This is a genomic window from Cupriavidus sp. NPDC089707 (assembly GCF_044748965.1).
Taxonomy (GTDB): Bacteria; Pseudomonadota; Gammaproteobacteria; order Burkholderiales; family Burkholderiaceae; genus Cupriavidus.
Genome location: NZ_JBIVHB010000016.1, coordinates 59,700 through 79,109 on the forward strand (window position 1 = coordinate 59,700; position 19,410 = coordinate 79,109).

The 19,410-nt window shown below is 68.5% G+C and carries 19 protein-coding genes; 9 read left to right on the top strand and 10 right to left on the bottom strand.

The window, feature by feature from the left end; genetic code table 11:
• Window positions 1–12: 12 nt before the first annotated feature.
• Complete coding sequence (locus tag ACIP1U_RS22865; RefSeq protein ID WP_400319726.1) at window positions 13–3,429, bottom strand: maltotransferase domain-containing protein; 3,417 nt, start codon at window positions 3,427–3,429, stop codon at window positions 13–15.
• A 317-nt stretch (window positions 3,430–3,746) separates the two neighbouring features.
• On the opposite strand from ACIP1U_RS22865, the gene ACIP1U_RS22870 reads away from it, so the two are divergent.
• Genes ACIP1U_RS22870 through ACIP1U_RS22880 form a run of 3 tightly spaced genes read left to right on the top strand, consistent with a single transcriptional unit; the run spans window position 3,747 to window position 5,262 of the window.
• A complete protein-coding gene (locus ACIP1U_RS22870) occupies window positions 3,747–4,139 on the top strand; it encodes a hypothetical protein (RefSeq protein ID WP_400319728.1) in 393 nt (130 codons plus the stop codon).
• Window positions 4,140–4,174: 35 nt separating this feature from the next.
• Window positions 4,175–4,612: a hypothetical protein gene (locus tag ACIP1U_RS22875; RefSeq protein WP_400319730.1), complete on the top strand. Its 438-nt coding sequence runs from the start codon at window positions 4,175–4,177 to the stop codon at window positions 4,610–4,612.
• Between the two features lie 20 nt (window positions 4,613–4,632).
• Entirely contained in the window at window positions 4,633–5,262 is a 630-nt protein-coding gene (locus ACIP1U_RS22880) for a diguanylate cyclase (RefSeq protein ID WP_400319733.1), read from the top strand.
• Between the two features lie 89 nt (window positions 5,263–5,351).
• Here ACIP1U_RS22880 and ACIP1U_RS22885 read toward each other — a convergent pair whose 3' ends face one another.
• On the bottom strand, window positions 5,352–5,771 hold the full coding sequence (locus ACIP1U_RS22885) for a CinA family protein (RefSeq protein ID WP_400319735.1): 420 nt from the start codon (window positions 5,769–5,771) through the stop codon (window positions 5,352–5,354).
• 262 nt (window positions 5,772–6,033) lie between these two features.
• On the opposite strand from ACIP1U_RS22885, the gene ACIP1U_RS22890 reads away from it, so the two are divergent.
• The 3 genes from ACIP1U_RS22890 to ACIP1U_RS22900 are packed head-to-tail and all read left to right on the top strand — an operon-like array spanning window position 6,034 to window position 8,086.
• Complete coding sequence (locus ACIP1U_RS22890) at window positions 6,034–7,176, top strand: flavodoxin family protein (RefSeq protein ID WP_400319737.1); 1,143 nt, start codon at window positions 6,034–6,036, stop codon at window positions 7,174–7,176.
• 60 nt (window positions 7,177–7,236) lie between these two features.
• A complete protein-coding gene (locus tag ACIP1U_RS22895; protein WP_400319740.1) occupies window positions 7,237–7,791 on the top strand; it encodes a BON domain-containing protein in 555 nt (184 codons plus the stop codon).
• 16 nt (window positions 7,792–7,807) lie between these two features.
• A complete protein-coding gene (locus ACIP1U_RS22900; protein ID WP_400319743.1) occupies window positions 7,808–8,086 on the top strand; it encodes a BON domain-containing protein in 279 nt (92 codons plus the stop codon).
• Here ACIP1U_RS22900 and ACIP1U_RS22905 read toward each other — a convergent pair.
• A complete protein-coding gene (locus tag ACIP1U_RS22905) occupies window positions 8,055–8,348 on the bottom strand; it encodes an erythromycin esterase family protein (protein ID WP_400319746.1) in 294 nt (97 codons plus the stop codon). The genes ACIP1U_RS22900 and ACIP1U_RS22905 overlap by 32 nt on opposite strands.
• 292 nt (window positions 8,349–8,640) lie before the next feature.
• Window positions 8,641–8,862 (bottom strand): DUF2188 domain-containing protein, encoded by a 222-nt coding sequence (locus tag ACIP1U_RS22910; RefSeq protein WP_400319748.1) that lies wholly within the window; start codon window positions 8,860–8,862, stop codon window positions 8,641–8,643.
• Between the two features lie 196 nt (window positions 8,863–9,058).
• On the opposite strand from ACIP1U_RS22910, the gene ACIP1U_RS22915 reads away from it, so the two are divergent.
• On the top strand, window positions 9,059–9,367 hold the full coding sequence (locus ACIP1U_RS22915; RefSeq protein WP_400319750.1) for a hypothetical protein: 309 nt from the start codon (window positions 9,059–9,061) through the stop codon (window positions 9,365–9,367).
• 66 nt (window positions 9,368–9,433) lie between these two features.
• Here the strand turns inward: ACIP1U_RS22915 and ACIP1U_RS22920 are convergent, their stop codons facing one another.
• The 4 genes from ACIP1U_RS22920 to ACIP1U_RS22935 all read right to left on the bottom strand — a co-directional run bounded on the left by ACIP1U_RS22920 (window position 9,434) and on the right by ACIP1U_RS22935 (window position 14,037).
• Window positions 9,434–10,825 carry an MFS transporter gene (locus ACIP1U_RS22920; RefSeq protein WP_400319753.1) on the bottom strand — a complete coding sequence of 464 codons (1,392 nt, stop codon included), beginning with the start codon at window positions 10,823–10,825 and terminating at the stop codon, window positions 9,434–9,436.
• 162 nt (window positions 10,826–10,987) lie between these two features.
• Window positions 10,988–11,251 carry a DUF2783 domain-containing protein gene (locus tag ACIP1U_RS22925; protein WP_400319755.1) on the bottom strand — a complete coding sequence of 88 codons (264 nt, stop codon included), beginning with the start codon at window positions 11,249–11,251 and terminating at the stop codon, window positions 10,988–10,990.
• Between the two features lie 35 nt (window positions 11,252–11,286).
• Window positions 11,287–13,014 carry an FAD-dependent oxidoreductase gene (locus ACIP1U_RS22930; RefSeq protein WP_400319758.1) on the bottom strand — a complete coding sequence of 576 codons (1,728 nt, stop codon included), beginning with the start codon at window positions 13,012–13,014 and terminating at the stop codon, window positions 11,287–11,289.
• Window positions 13,015–13,077: 63 nt separating this feature from the next.
• Window positions 13,078–14,037, bottom strand: a complete 960-nt coding sequence (locus ACIP1U_RS22935; RefSeq protein ID WP_400319761.1) for an MBL fold metallo-hydrolase — start codon at window positions 14,035–14,037, stop codon at window positions 13,078–13,080.
• A gap of 324 nt (window positions 14,038–14,361) precedes the next feature.
• Between ACIP1U_RS22935 and ACIP1U_RS22940 the strand changes: the two genes are divergently transcribed.
• A complete protein-coding gene (locus ACIP1U_RS22940) occupies window positions 14,362–15,201 on the top strand; it encodes an IclR family transcriptional regulator (protein ID WP_400319902.1) in 840 nt (279 codons plus the stop codon).
• A gap of 23 nt (window positions 15,202–15,224) precedes the next feature.
• The gene (locus tag ACIP1U_RS22945) at window positions 15,225–16,085 is read left to right on the top strand and encodes an IclR family transcriptional regulator (protein ID WP_400319764.1); all 861 of its coding nucleotides are present in this window, start codon (window positions 15,225–15,227) and stop codon (window positions 16,083–16,085) included.
• Window positions 16,086–16,133: 48 nt separating this feature from the next.
• On the opposite strand, the gene ACIP1U_RS22950 is transcribed toward ACIP1U_RS22945, so the two are convergent.
• Together ACIP1U_RS22950 and ACIP1U_RS22955 are read right to left on the bottom strand one after the other, a co-directional pair.
• Complete coding sequence (locus ACIP1U_RS22950; protein ID WP_400319767.1) at window positions 16,134–17,114, bottom strand: tripartite tricarboxylate transporter substrate binding protein; 981 nt, start codon at window positions 17,112–17,114, stop codon at window positions 16,134–16,136.
• A 135-nt stretch (window positions 17,115–17,249) separates the two neighbouring features.
• The gene (locus tag ACIP1U_RS22955; RefSeq protein ID WP_400319769.1) at window positions 17,250–19,217 is read right to left on the bottom strand and encodes a PAS domain S-box protein; all 1,968 of its coding nucleotides are present in this window, start codon (window positions 19,215–19,217) and stop codon (window positions 17,250–17,252) included.
• Window positions 19,218–19,410: the final 193 nt, after the last annotated feature.

Here is a 19,410-nt window from a genome sequence, read left to right on the forward strand (position 1 = left end):
CACGTCTGCCGGTCAGGCGCCATGCGGGTCGGTCGATGCCGGTGCGGCGGCGGGGCGCGGCGCGGGCCGGTCCAGCGGGCGTACGTGCCACACCGCGAACGGCAGCTGCGCGGGGTCGAGACGGATGCGCTGGTGCTTGCCCTGCAGTTCGAAGCGCTGGCCGCGCATCAGGTCATGCACGGCCACGCGCGCATGGTCGGACAGGCCCCATTCCCACAGCGGCAGTTCGAGATCGGCCTCGTGCGCGTTGCGCGGGTCCAGGTTGATCGCGGCCAGCAGCACGTCGTCGCCGAACAGGTAGTCGCTGCCCGGGACGAAGCGTGCGAACCACAGCACGGCATCGCTGCCGGCATGGTAGAAACGCAGCCCCAGGTGGTTTTGCAGCGCGGGGTGGCTGGCGCGAATCTCGTTCAGCCTCGAGATCTCGGCGACGATGTTGCCGCGCTGGTGCCAGTCGCGGGCGCGCAGCTGGTATTTCTCGGAGTCGAGGTATTCCTCGCGCACCTTGCCGTCGAGCACGAACGGTGCGCTCTCGCACAGCTCGAAGCCGTTGTACATGCCCCATAGCCCGGACAGCAACGTGGCCAGTGCCGCGCGGATCAGGAACGCGGGGCGGCCGCCGTGGTGCAGGAAGTAGGGATTGATGTCCGGCGTATTGACGAAGAAGTGCGGGCGGAAGAATTCGCGCAGCGGGCTCTGCGTCAGCTCGGTCAGGTACTCGGTCAGCTCCCACTTGGTATTGCGCCAGGAGAAGTAGGTGTACGACTGGCTGAAGCCCAGCTTGGCGAGCCGTGCCATCATCTTCGGCCGCGTGAAGGCCTCGGCCAGGAAGATGGTGTCGGGATGGTGCGCGCGCACGTCGGCGATCATCCATTCCCAGAACGGCAGCGGCTTGGTGTGGGGGTTGTCGACGCGGAAGATGCGCACGCCGTGCTCGGCCCAGAACATCACCACGTCGCGCAGCGCCTGCCACAGCGCGGCCCCTGCCGGCGGCGCGGCGTAGAAGTCGACGCCGACGATGTCCTCGTACTTCTTGGGCGGATTCTCGGCGTAGCGCAGCGAGCCGTCGGGGCGGTGCGCGAACCATTCCGGATGGTCTTTCAGCCACGGATGGTCGGGCGAGCACTGGATCGCGAAGTCGAGCGCGATTTCGAGCCCGTGCGCGGCCGCGGCGTGGCACAGCCGGCGGAAGTCGTCGAACGTGCCCAGTTCTGGATGCAGGGCATCGTGCCCGCCTTCTTCGCCGCCGATGGCATATGGGCTCCCCGGTTCGCCGGGCTCGGCGCGCAGGCTGTTGTTGCGGCCCTTGCGGTGGGTGCGGCCGATGGGGTGGATCGGCGTGAAGTAGAGCACGTCGAAGCCCATGGCGCGGATCGCGGGCAGCCGCGCGATGACATCGTCGAAGGTGCCGTGGCGCTGCTCGTCGTTGCTTTGCGAGCGCGGGAACAGCTCGTACCAGCTGGCGTAGCGCGCCGCGAGGCGGTCGGCTTCCACCGGCAGCGCCACAGGATGACGCGAGGCGAACTGCCTGCCGGCCGGGGTGGCCATGTGGGCCAGCATGGCGGCCGCGGTGCGCGGCGACAGCAGGATTTCCAGGCGCCGCTCGTCGTCGCCCGCGACGGTCGTGAGTTCGTCGACGATCGCGGACAGTTCGCTGTCCGAGGGCGGTGCCTGGCCATGCTTGCGGCCATTGCCTTTCCTTCCGTTCCTGCCGTCCTTGCCGTGCTTGTCTGTAGGCGGCAGCAGTGCATCGGCAACCAGCCGTGCGCCTTCCTCGGTCTCCAGGCTGACGTTGAGACCGGCCGCGCGTTTCTTGCCGATTTCGTCGAGCCAGCTGGCATAGGGATCACGCCAGGCTTCGACCGTGAACTCATGCCGGCCCAGCGCCACCAGCGGGAAGCTGCCTTGCCAGCAGTCGTTGACCACGTGCCGCAGCGGCGTTTCGTGCCAGTCGGTCTCGCCCGGCGCACGCCACAGCACCACGGCGCCGAGCTTGTCGTGACCGTCCATCCAGATATCGGCGCTGACTTCCACGCGCTCGCCCACCACGCGCCGCACCGCGAAGCGACCGTCGTCGCAGGCGGGTTCGACCCGCTCGATGGCGATGCGCGGCGCTTCCATGGCAGCAACCACGCTGCCCAGCCCGGTTGCGGCCAGGGTCTCGTGCCCGTGCGGCGCGCGCGCGTCGGCGCGCGGCATGCCGGGCCGGGTCAGCGGCACCGGCGGCGCTTCAAACAGGCGGATGTCGGCGGGTGCAAGCGTGATCGACCCCAACGCATCGAGCCGGTTGTTGGCGTCGAGCGTGCCGCCGGGTCCGCCCGGCGTGGCTTCGAGGTGGGCGCTGGCATGCGGCAGCGCGCTCAGCACGCGGTCGGCGCCAAGCGTGCCGGGCGCCATCGGGTCGGGATTGACCACCACCATCAGCGCCGCGGCGCTGTCTGGCCCCGCAAAGCCGTTGCCTTCGGCCGGGTCGGCGCACAAGCCTTCCGGCGCGGGCAGCCGCGCCAGCACAGTCAGCGGCGCCTCGGGCCCGCTCAGCTGGCGCACCGCGAGCGCCGGCGCGGGGTCGCGCGAAGCAAGCCACGTGGTCGCCTCGAGCAGTTCATGCGTGATGTCATAAGGAGCCCCGTCCTGGCCGGCCCCATCGGTAGCCAGTGGGTCGCGCGCAAGCGCGCCGCCGGTCTCGAATCCGGCCGGCACCAGGATGCCGTCGCCGATGGCGGCGGCGGTCCACAGCGCACGCCGTGCGCTCAGCGCATCCTGGCTGGCTGGAGTCAGGGCCGGCGCCGCCAGCACGCTGCCGAAGCGGCGCAGCCGCGCGATTTCTTCGGTCAGCCAGGCGCTGCGGAAGTCCCACCACGGCAGCGAGCAGAAGGCGCCATCAAAGCCGGCGGGGGCAAGGTCGTCCAACTGTGCGGGGGTCAGGCCAGGCGTCCACGCCAGCAGGCGCGGCGCGCGGCGCGCATCGGCAGGCGCGGCGTCGTTGCGCAGCGTTTCTGCCAGCGCTGCCCAATGCCTGCCGGGCACGCGTGCCGGCGCGCGGCAGCAGAAGCCGGCCGCGCCCGAGGCCCATGCCAGGCGCAGCCGCGCGGCCCACCATTGCACCAGGGCTTCGGCCACCTGCGGGTCATGCCAGCGCAGGCGTGCGCCGGGAAGATGGTTGTCGGTTTCATGGGGGGCGAAGGCGGGGGCCGCGGCGTCGATCCAGCCGGGGTCGGGAGCGCCTTCCCCATCGGCGCTGTAGCGGTCCAGTGAGATGTCGAGCAGCGGCGCGAGCCCATGCCGGGCGCACGCCGCCAGCGTGTCTGCCCCGGACAGGTGCGGCCAGCCGCCGATCAGTACGTGGTCGAAGCCCAGTGCCGCCACGCGTTGCAAGGCGTGTTCGTCGGCGTCCGGGGTTCCGGTCAGGTCGATCTGGCAGATCCGCACAAAATCCTCCTGGTGTTTCGCTCCGGCGGAGCAACAATGACCCCCCCCGGCGCCAGACGGCCAGCCGGCGGGATGGCTCACCCATGCGAAGTGCGTGCCAGCGCGCCCGCTCGATAAAAGATATGCGGCGGAGCGCCGCCGCGCCAAAGGATTTCAAGCGAAAGGCAATGTGCATAAAGCGCTACCGCTTGTAAAAAGTACCGGGTACGCCATGATCCGTGGCAAGAAGCAGCCGCATGCCGGCCACGCGGCGCGGAGGCGGATTGCCCGGTACGCTTCTTGCCCGCTGTCACGATGGACAAACCGGGAAAACATGCATGGACTGGTTGCTCGAGGCTGCGCAGTGGCCGGCGATGGTAGTGACAGTGCTCGCCACATGGCTGGTGGGATCGCGCTCCATTGCGCGGCGCCGCGCAGGCTTCTGGGTGTTCCTGGCCAGCAACCTGTTGTGGATCGCGTGGGGATGGCATGGCGATGCCCACGCGCTGATCGTGCTGCAATTTGCGCTGATCGTGATGAACCTGCGTGGCCTGCGCGAAGCGCGCGGGGCCTGGCAGGCGGCATCGCGCCGGACCTTCGGCGTGCCGCACGACAGCCCTGGCAGCGCAGGTGCGGGGCCGCTATTCTCGTCCAATGTCGACGAGCGCGACATGCGCCATGGGCGGGGCGAACGACGTCAACCGCCGGCCTCGGCCGGCCCTGATCGATGATTCACGGGTCCGGCCGCGGACCAGGCAGGTGGGCGATGGCAAGGAAAAAAATCCTGGTGCTCAACGCGCTGATCGCGGTCTCGCGCGAGGGCGAGCGCGATTGCCGGCGTGCGGCCCTCGCCGCGGCCAATCCGCACCTCAAGTCGTTGCTGACCAGCCGCGCCAATGCCTTCGCCCTGGCGGCACAGGAACTGCAGGCGTGCCTGCTGGTACTCGGACACCTGCCGCTGGCCATGGCGCCCACGGCGTGTCGCGGCGGGGCGGGCAAGCACCGTTCGGACCGCGCCATCCTGCACGCGGTCAGCAAGGGCGAGCAGGCGGTGCAACGGCGCTTTGCGCGTGCGTTGCGGGCGCACGTACTGGGCTCGCGCCTGCGCGCGGTGGTGCGGCGCCAGTATCGCGGCGTGCAGGTCAATCATGAGCTGTTCCGGGTGCTGCGCGAACAATACCGTGCGCAGACGGCCCGTCCATAGCAGGACCTTGTCCCACCACCATGCCCACTGCCGCTGCTTCCGACCTGCAAGCCTTCGAGCATGCCGCGCGCCTGGTGCTGATGTACGGCCTGGTGCCGCTGTGGCTGCTGGCCGGCGCAGGTGACTGGCTGTGCCATCGCTTTACGCACATCGAGCGCAACGCCGGCGTGCGCGAATCCTTGCTGCACATGCTGATGTTGGTGGAGGTCGGCCTGCCGCTGCTGATGGTGCTGTTCCTGGAGATCAATGCGCTGGTGATCGCCGTCGTGCTGGCGGCGCTGGTGATCCACGAGGCCACGGCGTGGTGGGACGTGCAGTACGCGAGCAAGCGTCGCCATATCGCGCCGGTCGAACAGCATATGCACAGCCTGCTCGAAGTCCTGCCGATGGCTGCCGCTTCATACGTGGTTGTGATGTACTGGGGCCAGTTCCTGGCGCTGTTCGGCGCCGGCAGCGAACCCGCGCGGCTGGCGCTGGCATGGAAACCCGCGCCATTGCCGCCGGGCTATCTGGTCGGATTGCTTGCAGCGGTGGTCCTGCTGGCCGGCCTGCCGTACCTGGAGGAGCTGTGGCGCTGCCACCGCTGGCGCCAGCGCGAACGCGAAGCCGCGCTGGCGCAGGCGACCCGGGCGCTGCGCGGGGATACCTGAGCAGCGCCCATCCGGCGGGAGCCCGTCCGCACAAGCCCCGCCACGATTGCGCTCAATGCATGCGAAACGGCATGCGCAATGGCATGCGCTTACTGCTTGGGCGCCGGATCGGGCGAGTCGCCCTTCGGGCCGCTCGGCGCATCGGCGGTTGGTGCCGCCGGCGTGCCCTGTTCGCGAGGCTTCTTGCTGCGGGCGGTGTTGGCCTCCTTGCCGGACTTTGACTTGGACTTCTTGGCAGTGTCCTTGGTGGTGTCAGTCGGCGCCGTGGTCATGTCGGTGGCGGCCGGGGTTTCCGCAGGCACGCGCAGCAACTGCTCCTTGGCCGAGGGCGAGTACGCCACGATCGCGCAGTACAGGACATCACCGCAGCCCGGCACCTCGGCGATACGCGACGCAATCAGCCCCGCGGTGCACGATTCCGCAGTCACTACGTGGAGCCCGTGGCGCCGCAGATAGCGGGCGATGCTGCGGTGATCGCCGGGGCCCGCCGGGGCGTCGTGGCTGGTCATGGCGGCATCCGGAGTGGAATTGATGCGAGCGGCGGCAGGTTCCGTGCCAGCGGCGCGGCATCCGCCGCGCGCCGACCGGGCATCGTCCGGGCGTCGTCCGGGCGTCGTCCAGGCGTCGCAGGCGGGGAAAAATGTACATGCAGCGCCAGCAACGGCCTTGTAAAAGCTGCGTGGCCGCGCACGCTGCACGTGGCGTCGCATGGTGGCGCCTATCTTGCATGTCCTGCACCAGGGCACACACCAGAATGCCACGGAGACTCCTATGCCAGACCCGACGCACAAGCCGAACCAGCCGGCGCCGGATGCGCCCCGCAAGCAGCGCTACCCCGGTGATCCCGCCGATGTCCGCAAGGGACAGGTGAGCGGGCCGCTGCCGCGCGAAACCTTCCGGGAGCGCTTTATGGCGCGCTTCACCGACCCCGCCTATCGTGACGAGGATGAAGCCCTGGCGCGGCTCGAGCGCATCGCGTGGGAGGCTTACCATGAGGGCCGCAAGGCGCCGCTCAAGCACAAGGCCGGGCCTGGCTTCGCCGATCCGGACTATGAGCTGTCCGACGAATGGCGCGCGGCGAGCGAGGCAATCCGCGCGGCGCAGCAACGGCAGGCCGACCCTGCCACGCCATCGCGCGTGCTGCTGGTCTGTGCCGCCGCGCGCAATGACTACACCTGCCCCGGCGAGATGTCCAAGTCCTGGCGCCTGGCGGGGCGCGCGCGAGCAACGCTGGAAGCGGAGGGCATGGAGATCGATATGCTCGACCTCAGCCTGCTCACCTCCGATGCGGACTTGCGCATCCATCCGTGCAAGGGCTGCGTCTCGACGTCGATGCCGTTATGCCACTGGCCCTGCAGTTGCTACCCCAACCACGCGCTCGGCCAGGTCAACGACTGGATGAACGACATCTACCCGCGCTGGACCGGCTGCCACGGCGTGCTGATCGTCACGCCGGTCTACTGGTACCAGGCCAGCAGCCCGCTGAAGCTGATGATGGACCGGCTGGTCTGCGCGGATGGCGGCAACCCGGATCCGACCAGCACGCAGGGCAAGGACGTGGTGCGTGCCAAGTCGATCGAGCTGGCGGGATGGGACTATCCCAAGCACCTGGCAGGCCGTACCTACGGGCTGGTGGTCCACGGCGACGTGGCTGGCATCGAAGGCGTGCGCCGCGCGCTCTCCGACTGGCTTGACTGGATGGGCCTGATCGATGCCGGCCCGCAGGCGCGGCTCGACCGGTTTATCGGCTACTACAAGCCGTATGCCACCAGCCATGTGGAACTGGACGAGGATGACGGCGTGCTCGGCGAGGTGGATAACGTGGCACGTGCGCTGGCGTGCGCGGTACGGCAATTGCGCGACGGCAAGCTCAGCGAGCCCGACCGCGGCCTCGTGCCGCCGCGGCAGAAATAGTTGCGTTGCGCTGCAGATAGAGCGGCGCCGCAGATCCCGGCACGGCAAGCGGAGACGACAATGGACCGTAGAGACAACCGGCGCGGACAACCCTGGCACGAAAGCGCCGTGCCGGAAACCGACATGCGCAGCCACTACGTGGGCGCCTACGGCGTGTACGACTATGACAAACCGGTGGACCCCGGTGAGTTTGGCGGCACGCAGGGCTGGCAGTCCGCCACCGCGTCAGACGCACGCGCCCGGCAGGCGCCGCGTGGACGGGATCCTTACCGCCAATTTACCGGCTACAACGAGCGCATGGATCTGTATCGCGGGGGCCCGCGCCAGGCGCGCCCCGTAGGCCCGCGCAACTACCAGCGCAGCGATGCGCGCATCCTCGAGGACCTGTGCGAGCAGCTCGCGCGCAGCGCCCGGCTGCAGGTCGAAGATGTCGAGGTGCGGGTGGAGCAGGGCGTGGTCACGCTGGAGGGCTGCGTGCCCCATCGCCAGCAGAAATACCGGATCGAAGATATCGCGGACGAGATCTACGGCGTCAAGGACGTGGTCAATCACCTGCGCGTGGCGCGCGGCGATGCTTCGGCGGCGCATCCGGGCCACGGCATGCGCATGTACTGACGCCGGAGGGGCACGCATGCAGGATCCTTCCAATACGCCGCCAGCCAATCCGCGCGGCACCGCCGTCACCGCTGCTGACGTCGAGTTGCAGGCAGCACTGTGCGCGCGGCTGTGGGACAGCGGCCTCGATGTCAGCGAGATCGCGCTGAATGTCGCAAACGGGCGCGTCACCATCGAAGGCGCGATCGGCACGCGGGCGGATCGCGAGGCGATCGAAGCGTGCATCCGCGCGGCCGGCGGCGTGCGAGAGGTCGTCAACCACGTCAGCGTGGCGCCGGATCGCACCGGCGGGTGAGGGCCGGGGAGCGCGGGGGAGGGGCCTCATGGCACGTCTTTCGCACCAGCCACGAGCTCGCGGCCGGCGGCGAATGTGTCGCGCGCGCGTAGTGGCTCTGCAATTCCGTTTCGGGCCGGTAGATGACCCCGATGAAGCGCTCCTGCCGCGGCGGCAGCAAGGCGGTGCGGGCGTCTTCGAGCGGGCCGCCACGCGCGCCCCGCAGGTCGAGCCAGCATTGCGCGTGGCCGGTCCGCTTCCACCGCGACGATGCGGAAACCATGGCGCGCCACCAATTGCGCCGTCAGCGCGGCGCGCGTGGTAGAACTCCGCGGTACCGAGCGTGCTTTCGCCAAGCAGCACCACCCGGTGCGCGGCCAGCGCTTCGGCCTGCCTCGCGAGTGCATTGGGGAAGGGGCCGGAGAAGGGGCTGCTCTGTGCGGGGTCGTCGACCTGCGGCAGCGGCACCGCCGCGGCTGCGATTGCGGCAGCTGCCCGCAGGTCGTCCCGGTGCGGTGCCATGGATGCGCGTGCGCAGGATTGGGTGCCGGAGGCGTTATCCGGCGAGACAGGGTTTAGCCTGGTATGGTGCGCGGATCGTGGCCGAAGCTGTTGCGCGAGCGGATCTGGCCATCGCGGCCATGGATCAGCAATTCAACATGCTCGCGCTGCGCCTGCGTAGTCGCGGCGGCAATGGCTTCTTCCTGGGTGGCATGGTGGGATTCGGCGTAGCGGGCGCCTTCATGGATGACATCCCAGCCATCCCGATGCGGCACGACGTGTATGCTGGTGCCCATTTTGGTGTCTCCTTGGCTGTCGATGCCTTTATTGTGGGCGATATACGGCGGCTGTCTATCCGGCGGCGTCTGACAGGTCGGACAGTAACCCCGGACGATGCGCGGAGGGCAGCAAGCCCGACTTTTGCATGGAAATTTCTGGTTATTTGGCGCCCCTCTTGTAAGCTGGACTTGGATCGCATTAGAGGAGCGGACCATGCGAGCAAGATTTGCCAGGGGACTGACGCAGTCGCCGGTGACCGTGGTGGCCCGGGCGTTCGACGGAGAAGCGGTGCAGGTGCCCCAGATTGGCGACCTGGTGACCGTGTACAGCCAGGACCAGGACACTGAATTCAATATCCGCCTGTGCGAGGCCGTCGAGCCCGGCCGCTGGCGCGGGGTGGTCTACGCGATCGGCCGCGGACAGGACGTGCTGGTGACGGCCGAAGGGCTGGAGATCGATGATGTGGTCGAGGTGATGCGCGAGGAGATCGCGCAGGTCATTCCCTGCGGCCGGTCCCATTGAACGCCGCACCCGAGCGGGTGCGGACATTCCGGTTTGACGAAACCCGCTGCAGGCCCTTCCTGCAGCTTAGTCCTGCTGCGCCTGGCGGGATTCTTGCGCGTGCTGGCGCGGCACGCCCAGCCACATTGCGAGCCCGCTGACGAGCAGCAGTGCCGCCAGCAGCAACAGCGCATGGTCGAGGCTGCCGGTGCGGGTCTTGATCTGCCCGATCACCCACGGGCTGACGATGCCGCTGGTGATGCCGACGCTGCTGATCATGGCGATGCCGGCCGCTGCCCCCGCGCCCGGCAGGTAGCTGGGCGGCAGTGACCAGAACACCGGCAGCGCGGCAAAGATCAGCACTGCGGCAACCGAAAGGATCGCCAGCATCATGGCCAGGCTGGCCGGGTGCAGCGCAAGCGCGGCCAACGCCAGCGCGCCGCCGGCGGTGCACAGCAGGAAATGGCGGTGGCGCTCGCCGGTGCGGTCGGAATGGCGCGCGATCAGGATCAGCCCGACCGCACCGACAGCATTGGGCACCACTGAATACAGGCTGACCGACATCACATCGGTGATGCCGAAGTCGCGGATGATCAGCGGCATCCAGAAGCTCAGCGCGAGCGAGCCGCACGTCAGCGAAAAGTAGATAAAGGCGAACAGGTACACGCGCGGGTTGCGCAGCACCTGGCGCAGCGCCTGCAGCGAATGGCCGCCTTTGCCTGCATCGGCGGCGTTTGCCGCCTCGCCCGCCGCGGCGCGGATCAGGTAAGCGCGCTCGCCGGCGCTGAGCCAGCGGGCCCGTTCCGGACCATCCACCAGGCAGCGTGCGGCAATCAGCCCCAGGAAAACCGCGGGCGCACCTTCGATCGCGAACATCCATTTCCAGCCTTGCAGGCCGAGCACGCCGGCCATGTCGCGCATGATCCAGCCGGAAACCAGGCCGCCAAGCACGCCCGCCACCGCCACGCCGGCAAAGAAGATCGCCATCACCGCGGCGCGGCGCCGCGCCGGGAACCAGTAGGTCATGTAGAGCACGATGCCGGGGAAGAAGCCAGCCTCGAACACACCCAGCAGGAAGCGCAGCGTGTAGAACTGCGCCGGCGTCGACACGGCCATCATGCCCACCGAGACCAGGCCCCACAGCACCATGATGCGCGTGAAGGTGCGGCGCGCGCCGAAGCGCGCCAGCAGCATGTTGCTCGGCACCTCGCACAGCACGTAGCCGACGTAGAAGATTGCGGCGCCCAGCCCGTACATGGCGTCGCTGAAGCCAAGGTCCTGCTTCATCTGTAACTGGGCGAAGCCAATGTTGATGCGGTCCAGGAACGAGACCACGTAGCAGACGAACAGGAACGGGATGATGCGCAGCCAGACCTTGCGGTAGAGCGCGTCTTCCTCGCGCGCCGCCAGCGTGGGCAGGGCAGTGGCGGTGGGCGTCAGATGCAGGGACGCAAGATCCCCTGAGACCGGATGGCTCATGCTGTTTGTCTCCGTATGGTGTGGTGGCTGCGTGTGTTGCGTCGGGGTGGTCGCAGCCAGGGATGGCACTGCCGGGCGCGTCTGTAGCGCGCTAGCTGGCGGACCTGAGTCGGGCCAGGGAAAGAGCGGAGCAGGGCACGGCCTGGCCGCGCCCGTGCCGTGTCAGGCTGCCGGCGCTGCGGCGCCCATGCCGTGTCCAGTTGCCGGCGCTGCCGCGCCCGGCATGTCGGCTACGCCTTCGCGAGCCGCCTTCAGCGCGGCCAGCAGCACGTCGTGGTCGCCGATATGGTTGGCCAGCAGCAGGATCAGCTGCGCGTTGGCGGCCTGGCTCTGGGCGTCGTCGAGATCGCGGTGCATCTCGATCAGCGCTTCGTAGAAATCGTCGGGCCGGGCCAGGTTGGGTTGCGTATTGAGGGTGGCGGGCATGTTGTCGTCTCCTTTTGCTTACTGTCCGGGCTGCCTCAGGCGGCGATCCGGCCTGGGGCCGGTGCGGCCAGGCCGGCACCGGTGGCGCGCGCCAGCGCGGCGCGGACTGCAGCGGGGTCGGCGCGGCGCCAGCGCGCGCACACGTGCTGGTCCGGGCGCACCAGATAGCAGGTGCCGGGCATGGCGCCGTAGCGGACCGCTGCCAGGCCCTGGTCGTCGCGCAGCACGGTGGCGCCGGAACAGGTCATCGCCGGCTGCGCCGCGTCGGTGACGTAGACCAGCCGCAGCGGTACGTTGCCTTCCCTGAGCGTGGACAGGTCTGCCAGCGTGGCGGCGTCGATGGCATCGGGATTGCCGAACAGCAGCACGGTGAAATCCTGCCCCAGATGCGACAGCAGCCAGCTGGCACCTTGCGGCCCGGATACCGGCGCGTCGGCGCAGACCGCGCCCGGCACCATGCTGCCGGCATAGGCGTCATCGGCGTCATCGGCGTCGGCGGTGTTCAGCGGCGAGTCGCGCAGCACAGCCGGCACCGACAGGCGGCCGCTGTTGACCAGGCCGCGGGCAAAGGCATGCCGCTTGGACAGCGTCAGCACCGCGTCGCGGAAGACCCGGCTGACGGCGCTCTTGGGCGTGATGAAGTCGGTGGCGCGGGTCGAGTTCAGGAGGTTCTCGTCGGCGGCGTATTCGCGCTCGCTGGCATAGGTGTCGAGCAGGCTGTCGGCCGCGTGGCCCTGCAGCACGTAGGCCAGCTTCCAGGCAAGGTTCTCGGCATCCTGCACGCCGCTGTTGGCGCCGCGCGCCCCGAACGGCGATACGCCGTGCGCAGAGTCCCCGGCGAACAGGATATTGCCGTGGCGGAAGCTGTCCATGCGCAGGCACGAGAAGGTGTACACGCTGACCCATTCCAGCTCGAACTTCACGTCCTTGCCGAGCAGCGCCTGCACACGCGGGATCACGCGCTCCGGCGCTTTCTCCAGTACCGGATCGGCATCCCAGCCAAGCTGGAAGTCGATGCGCCAGACATTGTCCGGCTGGCGGTGCAGCAGCACCGACTGGTTGGGGTGGAAGGGCGGGTCGAACCAGAACCACCGTTCGCTGGGGAAGTCGGCCTCCATCTTCACGTCAGCGATCAGGAAGCGGTCGCGGAAGGTGCGGCCCTTGCTGTCCAGGCCGAGCAGCTTGCGCATCGGGCTGCGCGAGCCGTCGGCCGCCACCACGTAGCGCGCAGCCAGCGGGTAGCAGCCTTCGGGCGTCTCGATGGTCAGTGCCGCACCGTCCGCGCGCTGCTCCAGCCCAACCACCTTGTTGTGCCAGCGGATCTCGATATTGGGCAGCGCCTGCGCGCGCTCCAGAAGGAAGCCTTCAACGTAGTACTGCTGCAGGTTGATAAAGGCCGGGCGGCGGTGGCCGCTTTCGGGCAGCAGGTCGAAGCTGTAGACCTGCTGGTCGCGCAGGAAGACCTTGCCGACGTTCCAGCTCACGCCCTTGTCCACCATGCGCTCGCCGCAGCCCAGCCGGTCGAAGATGTCCAGCGTGCGCTTGGCGAAGCAGATGGCGCGCGAGCCCGTGGACAGCGTGCAGTCGTCATCGACCAGCACCACGCGCACGCCGCGCTGTGCCAGGTCGATGGCGGTGGCCAGCCCGATCGGGCCGGCGCCGACCACCACGACAGGATGGACCGCGCCATCCGCCTGCGCGCCGCGCTGTTCCGCGCAGGGCTGGTATTCAAACGACAACCGCTGGTAGTCGATGCTGCTCATTGCCTGTCTCTCCATCCAACTCTTGATGCTCTGTTGCCCGACTTGTTATGGGTTTTCGGTCGCTCAGTCCTGCAGCGCGGCCCACATTTCCTTGTCGCGCTGCGCGGTCCAGATGCGCGGGTGACGGATGCCGCTGGCTTCGTCAAAGGCGCGCGAGACGTCGAACGGCAGGCAGTGCTCGTAGATAAAGACATGGCCGAACTTGGGATCCATGGCCTGGCGCGTATGCGCCATCGCGGCTTTCAGGTCGAGCTTCCCGGCGACGGCTTCCTTGCCCGACTGGAACAGCGTGGTAACGAAGTCCTTGGTGTAGGCGAGCCCCTTCTTTACCTCTTCCGGCGTGGTCAGCGCGGGGCCGCGGCCGGGAACCAGCTTGTCGGGGTTGAGCGCCTGCAGCGCGTCAAGCGTGGCGGGCCATTCTTCCAGTTGGGCGTCGCCGCAATAGCAGGCGGCGTCGTACTCGACCAGGTCGCCGGAAAACAGCACCTTCTGCTGCGGCAGCCAGACCACGGTGTCGCCCTTGGTGTGGCCCGAGCCCAGGTGGGCGATGCGGACTTCCAGCTTGCCGAGGAACAGCGTGATCTCCTTTTCGAACACCAGCGTCGGCCAGGTCAGGCCGGGCACGGTCTCGACGCCGGCAAACAGGCGCGGGAAGCGCTCGATCTCGGACTTCATGTCCGCCTCGCCACGCTCGACGATCATTTCCCACGTGCCGCGGCTGGCGATGACCTGCTGCGCGCCTTCGGCGAAGTAGGCGGAGGCGCCCAGCACGCGCACCGCGTGGTAGTGCGACAGCACCACGTACTTGATGGGCTTGTCGGTGATGGTGCGGATGCGCGCGATCAGGTCCTGTGCCATCGCCGGTGTGGCGGTGGTGTCGACGATCAGCACGCCGTCGTCGCCGATCACGACGCCGGAATTGGGGTCGCCCTCGGCGGTGTAGGCCCAGGCGTTCTCGGACAGCTGGGTAAAGGTGACTTGCTTGGCTTCGAGGTCGGCCTGGGATGCGAATGCCTTGGACATGGCGTCTTTCCTTTGTGTGGGGGAGGCAAGACGGCACGCGCACGCGGCGGGTTTGCCGCAGGGCAGGGCTGGCGGCACGGGCTGTCTCGCCCCCGTTTCTATGCGTCTTTCAGGCGGTGGTGCCTGCGTGTTCCGACGGGGTAGTGCAATCTTAGGAAACCTCGTTTAATTAATCAATAGCTAAAACGTTCGTCTATAACAAATATCCGTGAGGCCGCCGAGATGAACGGAACCGGCACCGATCGGCTGCGGGTTTACCCCGATTCGAGGGCGCGTGAATGGCGTTCGATTAATATCCGGGTTTTCCGATCACACAGGGTGACGATGGCCAGGGGCAAGGCAACCGGCGCGACCGGCAAGGCTGCACAGGAAGGAAAGGAAAAGCCGGAAAAGGCAGAGAAGGCCCAGCGCGGCATCCAGAGCGTGGAAGTCGGCGGCCGGCTGCTGGCCGCGCTGGCGGCGGCACGCGTACCGATGCCGCTGGCCGCGCTGGCCGAGGCCGCGCAGCTGGCGCCGGCGCAGGCGCACGCCTACCTTGTCAGCCTGACGCGCCTGGGCCTGCTCAAGCGCGACCATGTTTCCGGCCGCTACGAGCCCGGCCCGCTATCGCTGCAGCTGGGCATGCTGCACCTGGAGCAGGATCCGGCCTACCGCGCCGCGCTTTCGCGTGTCGACGCGCTGGCGCAATCGTCGGGCTTCGGCGTGGCCATCAGCATCGCGGGGCCGCAAGGGCCGACCATCGTCCGCTACGTCCCCGCCAGCGCGCCGCTGCACGTGAACCTGCACGTGGGTACAGTGATGGCGCTGGCGGCCACCGCCACCGGCCGCGTCTACTGCGCGTTCCGGCCGCCGGCGCAGTGGCAGCCGCTGTGGCGGGCGCAGCAGCCGGACGCCGCGGATGCGCGGTTGGCGGACTTTGGCGCCACGCTGCAGGTCATCCGCGAGCGCGGCATCGAGCGCAGCATCGACACGCCCAGCCCGGCGGTCAGCAGCCTCAGCGTGCCGGTGCTGGACGCTGCCGGGGTGCTGCGGCTGGTGCTGACGCTGGTTGGCTCGACCGGCGCCATCGATGTCGACTGGAACGGCACCGCCGCACGGGCGCTGCGGGCAGCAGCGGCCGATATCGCAGCCACCCTGCGCGCCGATGGTTCGGAAGGTTCGTAAGGTTCGGAAGAGGAAAGCCCGGCATGACTCCCACCCGCATACCCGAGCCGGCCGGCATCGCCGGCCCGGATGCCGACGCCGAAGGCGGCAAGCCGCAGCGCGGCATCCAATCCCTGGACAGCACCGGCCAGCTGCTGGGCGCGCTGGTCGCCGCGGGGCGTCCGCTGGCCTTGCGCGACCTCGCGCTGGCTGCCGGCATGCCCGCCGCCAAGGCATTCCCGCACCTGGTCAGCCTGCAAAAGGCCGGACTGCTCGCGCGCGATGCCGCGGGCAACTACCTGTGCGGCCCGCTGGGGCTGGAGCTCGGCCTGGTCGCGCTGCAGCGGCTGTCGCCGACGCGCGAGGCCGAGCCCGAAGTGATTGAGCTCGCCGGCACCACCGGCCTGAGCGTGGCCATGGCCGTGCTGGGCCCGATGGGTCCGACCGTGGTCAGGCTGGAGGAGTCGGCGCGGCCGCAGCATGTCAGCCTGCGCGTCGGCACGGTGCTGTCGCTGGTCCATACCGCGATCGGCCGCACCGTGGCCGCGCACCTGCCGGGCAACGTACTCGCCGGGCTGCTGCAAACCGACTACCTGCGCATGGCCGGCGCTGCCGTCGGGCAGGTGCTGGGGGAAGACGGAACGCCCACGGCCGACTACGCCGCCCGCCTGGCGAAGGTGCGCGCGGCGCAGATCGACAACGCGCTGAGCCACCCGGTGCCGGGCATCGATACGCTGGCGGCGCCGGTGTTCGACCATACCGGCAGCCTGGCGTTGGTGATCGCGGTGATGGGGTCAAGCGGCAGCTTCGACAGCGGCACGCAAGGCGCGCCCGCCGCGCTGGTGCGGCAGGCGGCACGGCGGCTTTCCTGGCGCTTCGGTGCCTTGCGCGGCGCGGCCGGCTGATCCGGCCGGCTGACTCGGCCGGCTAACTCGGCCGGCTAACTCGGCCAGTTACTGGTCCAGCCGGATATTGGCGGACTTGATCAGCCCGTCCCACTTTTCGTACTGCGCGCGGATATAGCTGCCGAACTGCGCGGGGGTGGCCGGGAACGGCACCGTGCCCTGGCTCGCGAGCCTGGCCGACAGCTCCGGCTGCTTCAGCGCGGCAACGATCTCGCCGTTGAGCCGGTCGATCACGGCCTTGGGCGTGCCGGCCGGCGCGGCCACGCCGAACCACGCCGTCAGTTCATAGTTGGGGACGCCTGCGGCGGCCAGCGCAGGCACGCCCGGCAGCTGTTCCGAGGGCTTCTGCGTTGTCACCGCCAGCGCGCGCACGCGGTTGTCGCGGATATACGGCAGCGCGGTGGAGACGCTGTCGAACATCATCGTAATGCGGCCGCCGATCAGGTCGGTCATCGACGCGGCGCTGCCCTTGTACGGAATGTGCGCGATATTGACGCCGGCGAGGTGGGTGAACAGCTCGCCTGCCAGGTGCGACGACGAACCGTTGCCGAACGAGCCGTAGGTCAGCTTGCCCGGCTCCTTGCGCGCCAGCGCCAGCAGCTCCTGCACGTTGCGCGCCGGCACCGACGGATGCACCACCAGCACGTTGGGCAGGTAGGCCACGGATGCGACCGGCGCGAAATCCTTGAGCGGATCGTAGCCGGGCCTGGCGTACAGGCTCTTGTTGACTGCCAGCGAGCCGAAGGTGCCAAACAGCAGCGTGTAGCCGTCGGCCGGGGCGCGTGCCACGGCGATGGCTGCCAGGTTGCCCCCGGCGCCCGGACGGTTGTCGATCACCACCGGCTGTTGCAGCCGCGCCGACAGGGCATTGCCGATCTCGCGCGCCAGCAGGTCGGTCGCGCCGCCCGGTGGGAAGGGCACCACCAGCCGGACCGGCTTGTCCGGGTAGTCCGCCAGTGCCGTGCCTGCCGCCGTGGCGGCGAATGCGAACAGCAGCCCGCTGGCTGCACGCCTGATCCAACCCTGCATCGCTGTCTCCTCCGTGTGTTGATTGGCGATGGAATGGGCCTCAGTGTGTCGCAGCGCGCGCAAGCGCGGGTTTGGCTTTGGCGAAGGTGGCCTTCCGGCGCCTGCACGGCGCGCAGTGGGTGGCCACGGGGCAGCTTATTCGGGCCGTTGCAGTTGGGCGATGGTGCCGAACAGCGTCTCCAGCTCCACCGGCTTGACCAGGTGCGCATCGAACCCCGCGCGCGCGCTTTGCTGCCTGTCGGCAGGCTGGCCGAAGCCGGTCAGCGCGACGTAGCGGGTCTGTTCGGTGCCAGCCACGCCGCGCATGGCGCGCACCAATTCGAAACCGTCCATGCCCGGCATGGCCAGGTCGATCAGCGCGACATGCGGGCGGCAGCGCGGCGCCACGTGCAGCGCTTCGGCACCGTCGTAGGCAATGGTCACGTCGTGGCCGCACATTTCCAGCAGCATCGCCAGGCTGTCGGCGGCATCGCGGTTGTCGTCGACCAGCAGGATGCGCTGTGCCTGCAGCACGGCGTTGGCATGGCCGCCGGCTGCGGCATGCACTGGGGGGTGCATCGTGGCGGCTTCATGCGCCACCGGCAGCGGCAGCCGCAGTGTGAAGGTGCTGCCCATGTTCGGTCCGGCGCTGGCTGCGGCAATGGTGCCGCCATGCAGCTCCGCCAGCGCCCGGCACAGCGACAGGCCGATGCCCAGCCCGCCATGCGCATCGGTACCGGGGCGGCTTTCCTGCACGAACATATTGAAGATGTTTTCCAGTGATTGCAGCGCGATGCCGCGGCCCTGATCGATCACCTGTACCAGGAGGGTACGTTTTTGTACGGCGGTGACAATGCTGATGGTCGTCTGCGCCGGCGAGAACTTCGACGCATTCAGGATCAGGTTCTGTATCACCTGCACCAGCCGGGTCTTGTCGGCGTGCATCGGGATCGACGCGGCGTGGGTCTGCACCGCGACGCGCTGCGACTTGGCCTCGAGCGACGGCCGTGCCGCCTCGGCGGCGAGCGCGATCACGTCGTTGAAATCCAGCGGCCCGGTGCGCAGCTCGATGCGCCCGGAGGTAATGCGGCCGATGTCGAGCAGGTCGTCGACCAGCCGGCTCAGGTGCGTGACCTGGCGTTCGATCAGGCTCAGGCTCTTGTCGGTCAGCGCCGGGTCGCCTGGCGCCAGCCGCATCGCCGCCAGCGCGCTGTGCACCGGCGCCAGTGGATTGCGCAGCTCGTGCGACAGCGTGGCCAGGAATTCATTCATGCGCTGGCTCGAGCGCTCCAGCTCCTCGTGGCGGCGGCGTTCGCTCATGTCGCGGGTGACTTTGGCAAAGCCCCGCAGCGCGCGCGTTTCGTCGTAGACGGCGGTCAGCGTGACGTTGGCCCAGAACAGCGAACCGTTCTTGCGCACGCGCCAGCCTTCGTCCTCGATGCGCCCGGCGCGCCGGGCCTCTTCCAGCATCCGCGAGGGCTTGCCGGCGGCAATGTCGTCGGGCGGGTAGAACACGGAGAAATGCCGGCCCAGGATCTCGTCGCGGCGGTAGCCCTGGATATATGAGGCGCCGGAATTCCAGCTGACGATGTTGCCGGCGGGGTCGAGCATGAAGACCGCGTAGTCCTTTACGCCCTCCACCAGCAGCCGCAGCGTTTCCTCGCTCTGGCGCAGCGCTTCGGCGGTGCGGCGCTGCGCGGTCATGTCGCGCGTCACATTGCCAAAGCCGATCAGCTTGCCATTGGGGTCCCTTAGCGCCGTGATCACCACATTGGCCCAGAAGCGGCTGCCATCCTTGCGCACGCGCCAGCTTTCGTCCTCGAAGCGCCCGAGCTCGGCGGCGGCTTTGAGTCCGGCATCCGGCCAGTGCCTGGCGACGGCGTCGGGCGTGTAGAAGGTCGAGAAGTGCTTGCCCAGGATCTCTTCGCGCGCATAGCCCTTGATACTCGCCGCCCCCTTGTTCCAGCTCGACACATGCCCCGTCACGTCGAGCGTGAAGATGGCGTAGTCCTGCACGGACTCGACCAGGGTGCGGTAGGGCGCATCGCTGGACGCGTTGGCTTGCGCCTCGCTGGATGACGCATATACGGCCGGACTCTCGGCGCCGGCGGGGGCTTTCTTCATGGCGAAATCTGGGTTCGCTGCTGGCGGCTTGCCGGCGTTTTCCGGAAGCGCAGTGCCTGAGTGGTCGGAAGCTTCGCGATGCTGATTCAGAATATACAGATTGTTACGCGGTGCGCGATTCATAGAATGATCACAGGTTTTTTACGCCGTCAATCTTTGTCACGAAACGATGCAATTGCCCCCGACCAAAGGC

Coding starts and splice junctions, on each gene's coding strand:
- ACIP1U_RS22915 (WP_400319750.1), top strand. CDS start 9,059: ATGCGAGCAAGATTTGCCAGGGGACTGACGCAGTCGCCGGTGACCGTG.
- ACIP1U_RS22925 (WP_400319755.1), bottom strand. CDS start 11,251: ATGCCCGCCACCCTCAATACGCAACCCAACCTGGCCCGGCCCGACGAT.
- ACIP1U_RS22880 (WP_400319733.1), top strand. CDS start 4,633: ATGCCCACTGCCGCTGCTTCCGACCTGCAAGCCTTCGAGCATGCCGCG.
- ACIP1U_RS22955 (WP_400319769.1), bottom strand. CDS start 19,217: ATGAAGAAAGCCCCCGCCGGCGCCGAGAGTCCGGCCGTATATGCGTCA.
- ACIP1U_RS22940 (WP_400319902.1), top strand. CDS start 14,362: ATGGCCAGGGGCAAGGCAACCGGCGCGACCGGCAAGGCTGCACAGGAA.
- ACIP1U_RS22885 (WP_400319735.1), bottom strand. CDS start 5,771: ATGACCAGCCACGACGCCCCGGCGGGCCCCGGCGATCACCGCAGCATC.
- ACIP1U_RS22895 (WP_400319740.1), top strand. CDS start 7,237: ATGGACCGTAGAGACAACCGGCGCGGACAACCCTGGCACGAAAGCGCC.
- ACIP1U_RS22870 (WP_400319728.1), top strand. CDS start 3,747: ATGGACTGGTTGCTCGAGGCTGCGCAGTGGCCGGCGATGGTAGTGACA.
- ACIP1U_RS22920 (WP_400319753.1), bottom strand. CDS start 10,825: ATGAGCCATCCGGTCTCAGGGGATCTTGCGTCCCTGCATCTGACGCCC.
- ACIP1U_RS22875 (WP_400319730.1), top strand. CDS start 4,175: ATGGCAAGGAAAAAAATCCTGGTGCTCAACGCGCTGATCGCGGTCTCG.
- ACIP1U_RS22905 (WP_400319746.1), bottom strand. CDS start 8,348: ATGGTTTCCGCATCGTCGCGGTGGAAGCGGACCGGCCACGCGCAATGC.
- ACIP1U_RS22935 (WP_400319761.1), bottom strand. CDS start 14,037: ATGTCCAAGGCATTCGCATCCCAGGCCGACCTCGAAGCCAAGCAAGTC.
- ACIP1U_RS22900 (WP_400319743.1), top strand. CDS start 7,808: ATGCAGGATCCTTCCAATACGCCGCCAGCCAATCCGCGCGGCACCGCC.
- ACIP1U_RS22910 (WP_400319748.1), bottom strand. CDS start 8,862: ATGGGCACCAGCATACACGTCGTGCCGCATCGGGATGGCTGGGATGTC.
- ACIP1U_RS22945 (WP_400319764.1), top strand. CDS start 15,225: ATGACTCCCACCCGCATACCCGAGCCGGCCGGCATCGCCGGCCCGGAT.
- ACIP1U_RS22890 (WP_400319737.1), top strand. CDS start 6,034: ATGCCAGACCCGACGCACAAGCCGAACCAGCCGGCGCCGGATGCGCCC.
- ACIP1U_RS22930 (WP_400319758.1), bottom strand. CDS start 13,014: ATGAGCAGCATCGACTACCAGCGGTTGTCGTTTGAATACCAGCCCTGC.
- ACIP1U_RS22950 (WP_400319767.1), bottom strand. CDS start 17,114: ATGCAGGGTTGGATCAGGCGTGCAGCCAGCGGGCTGCTGTTCGCATTC.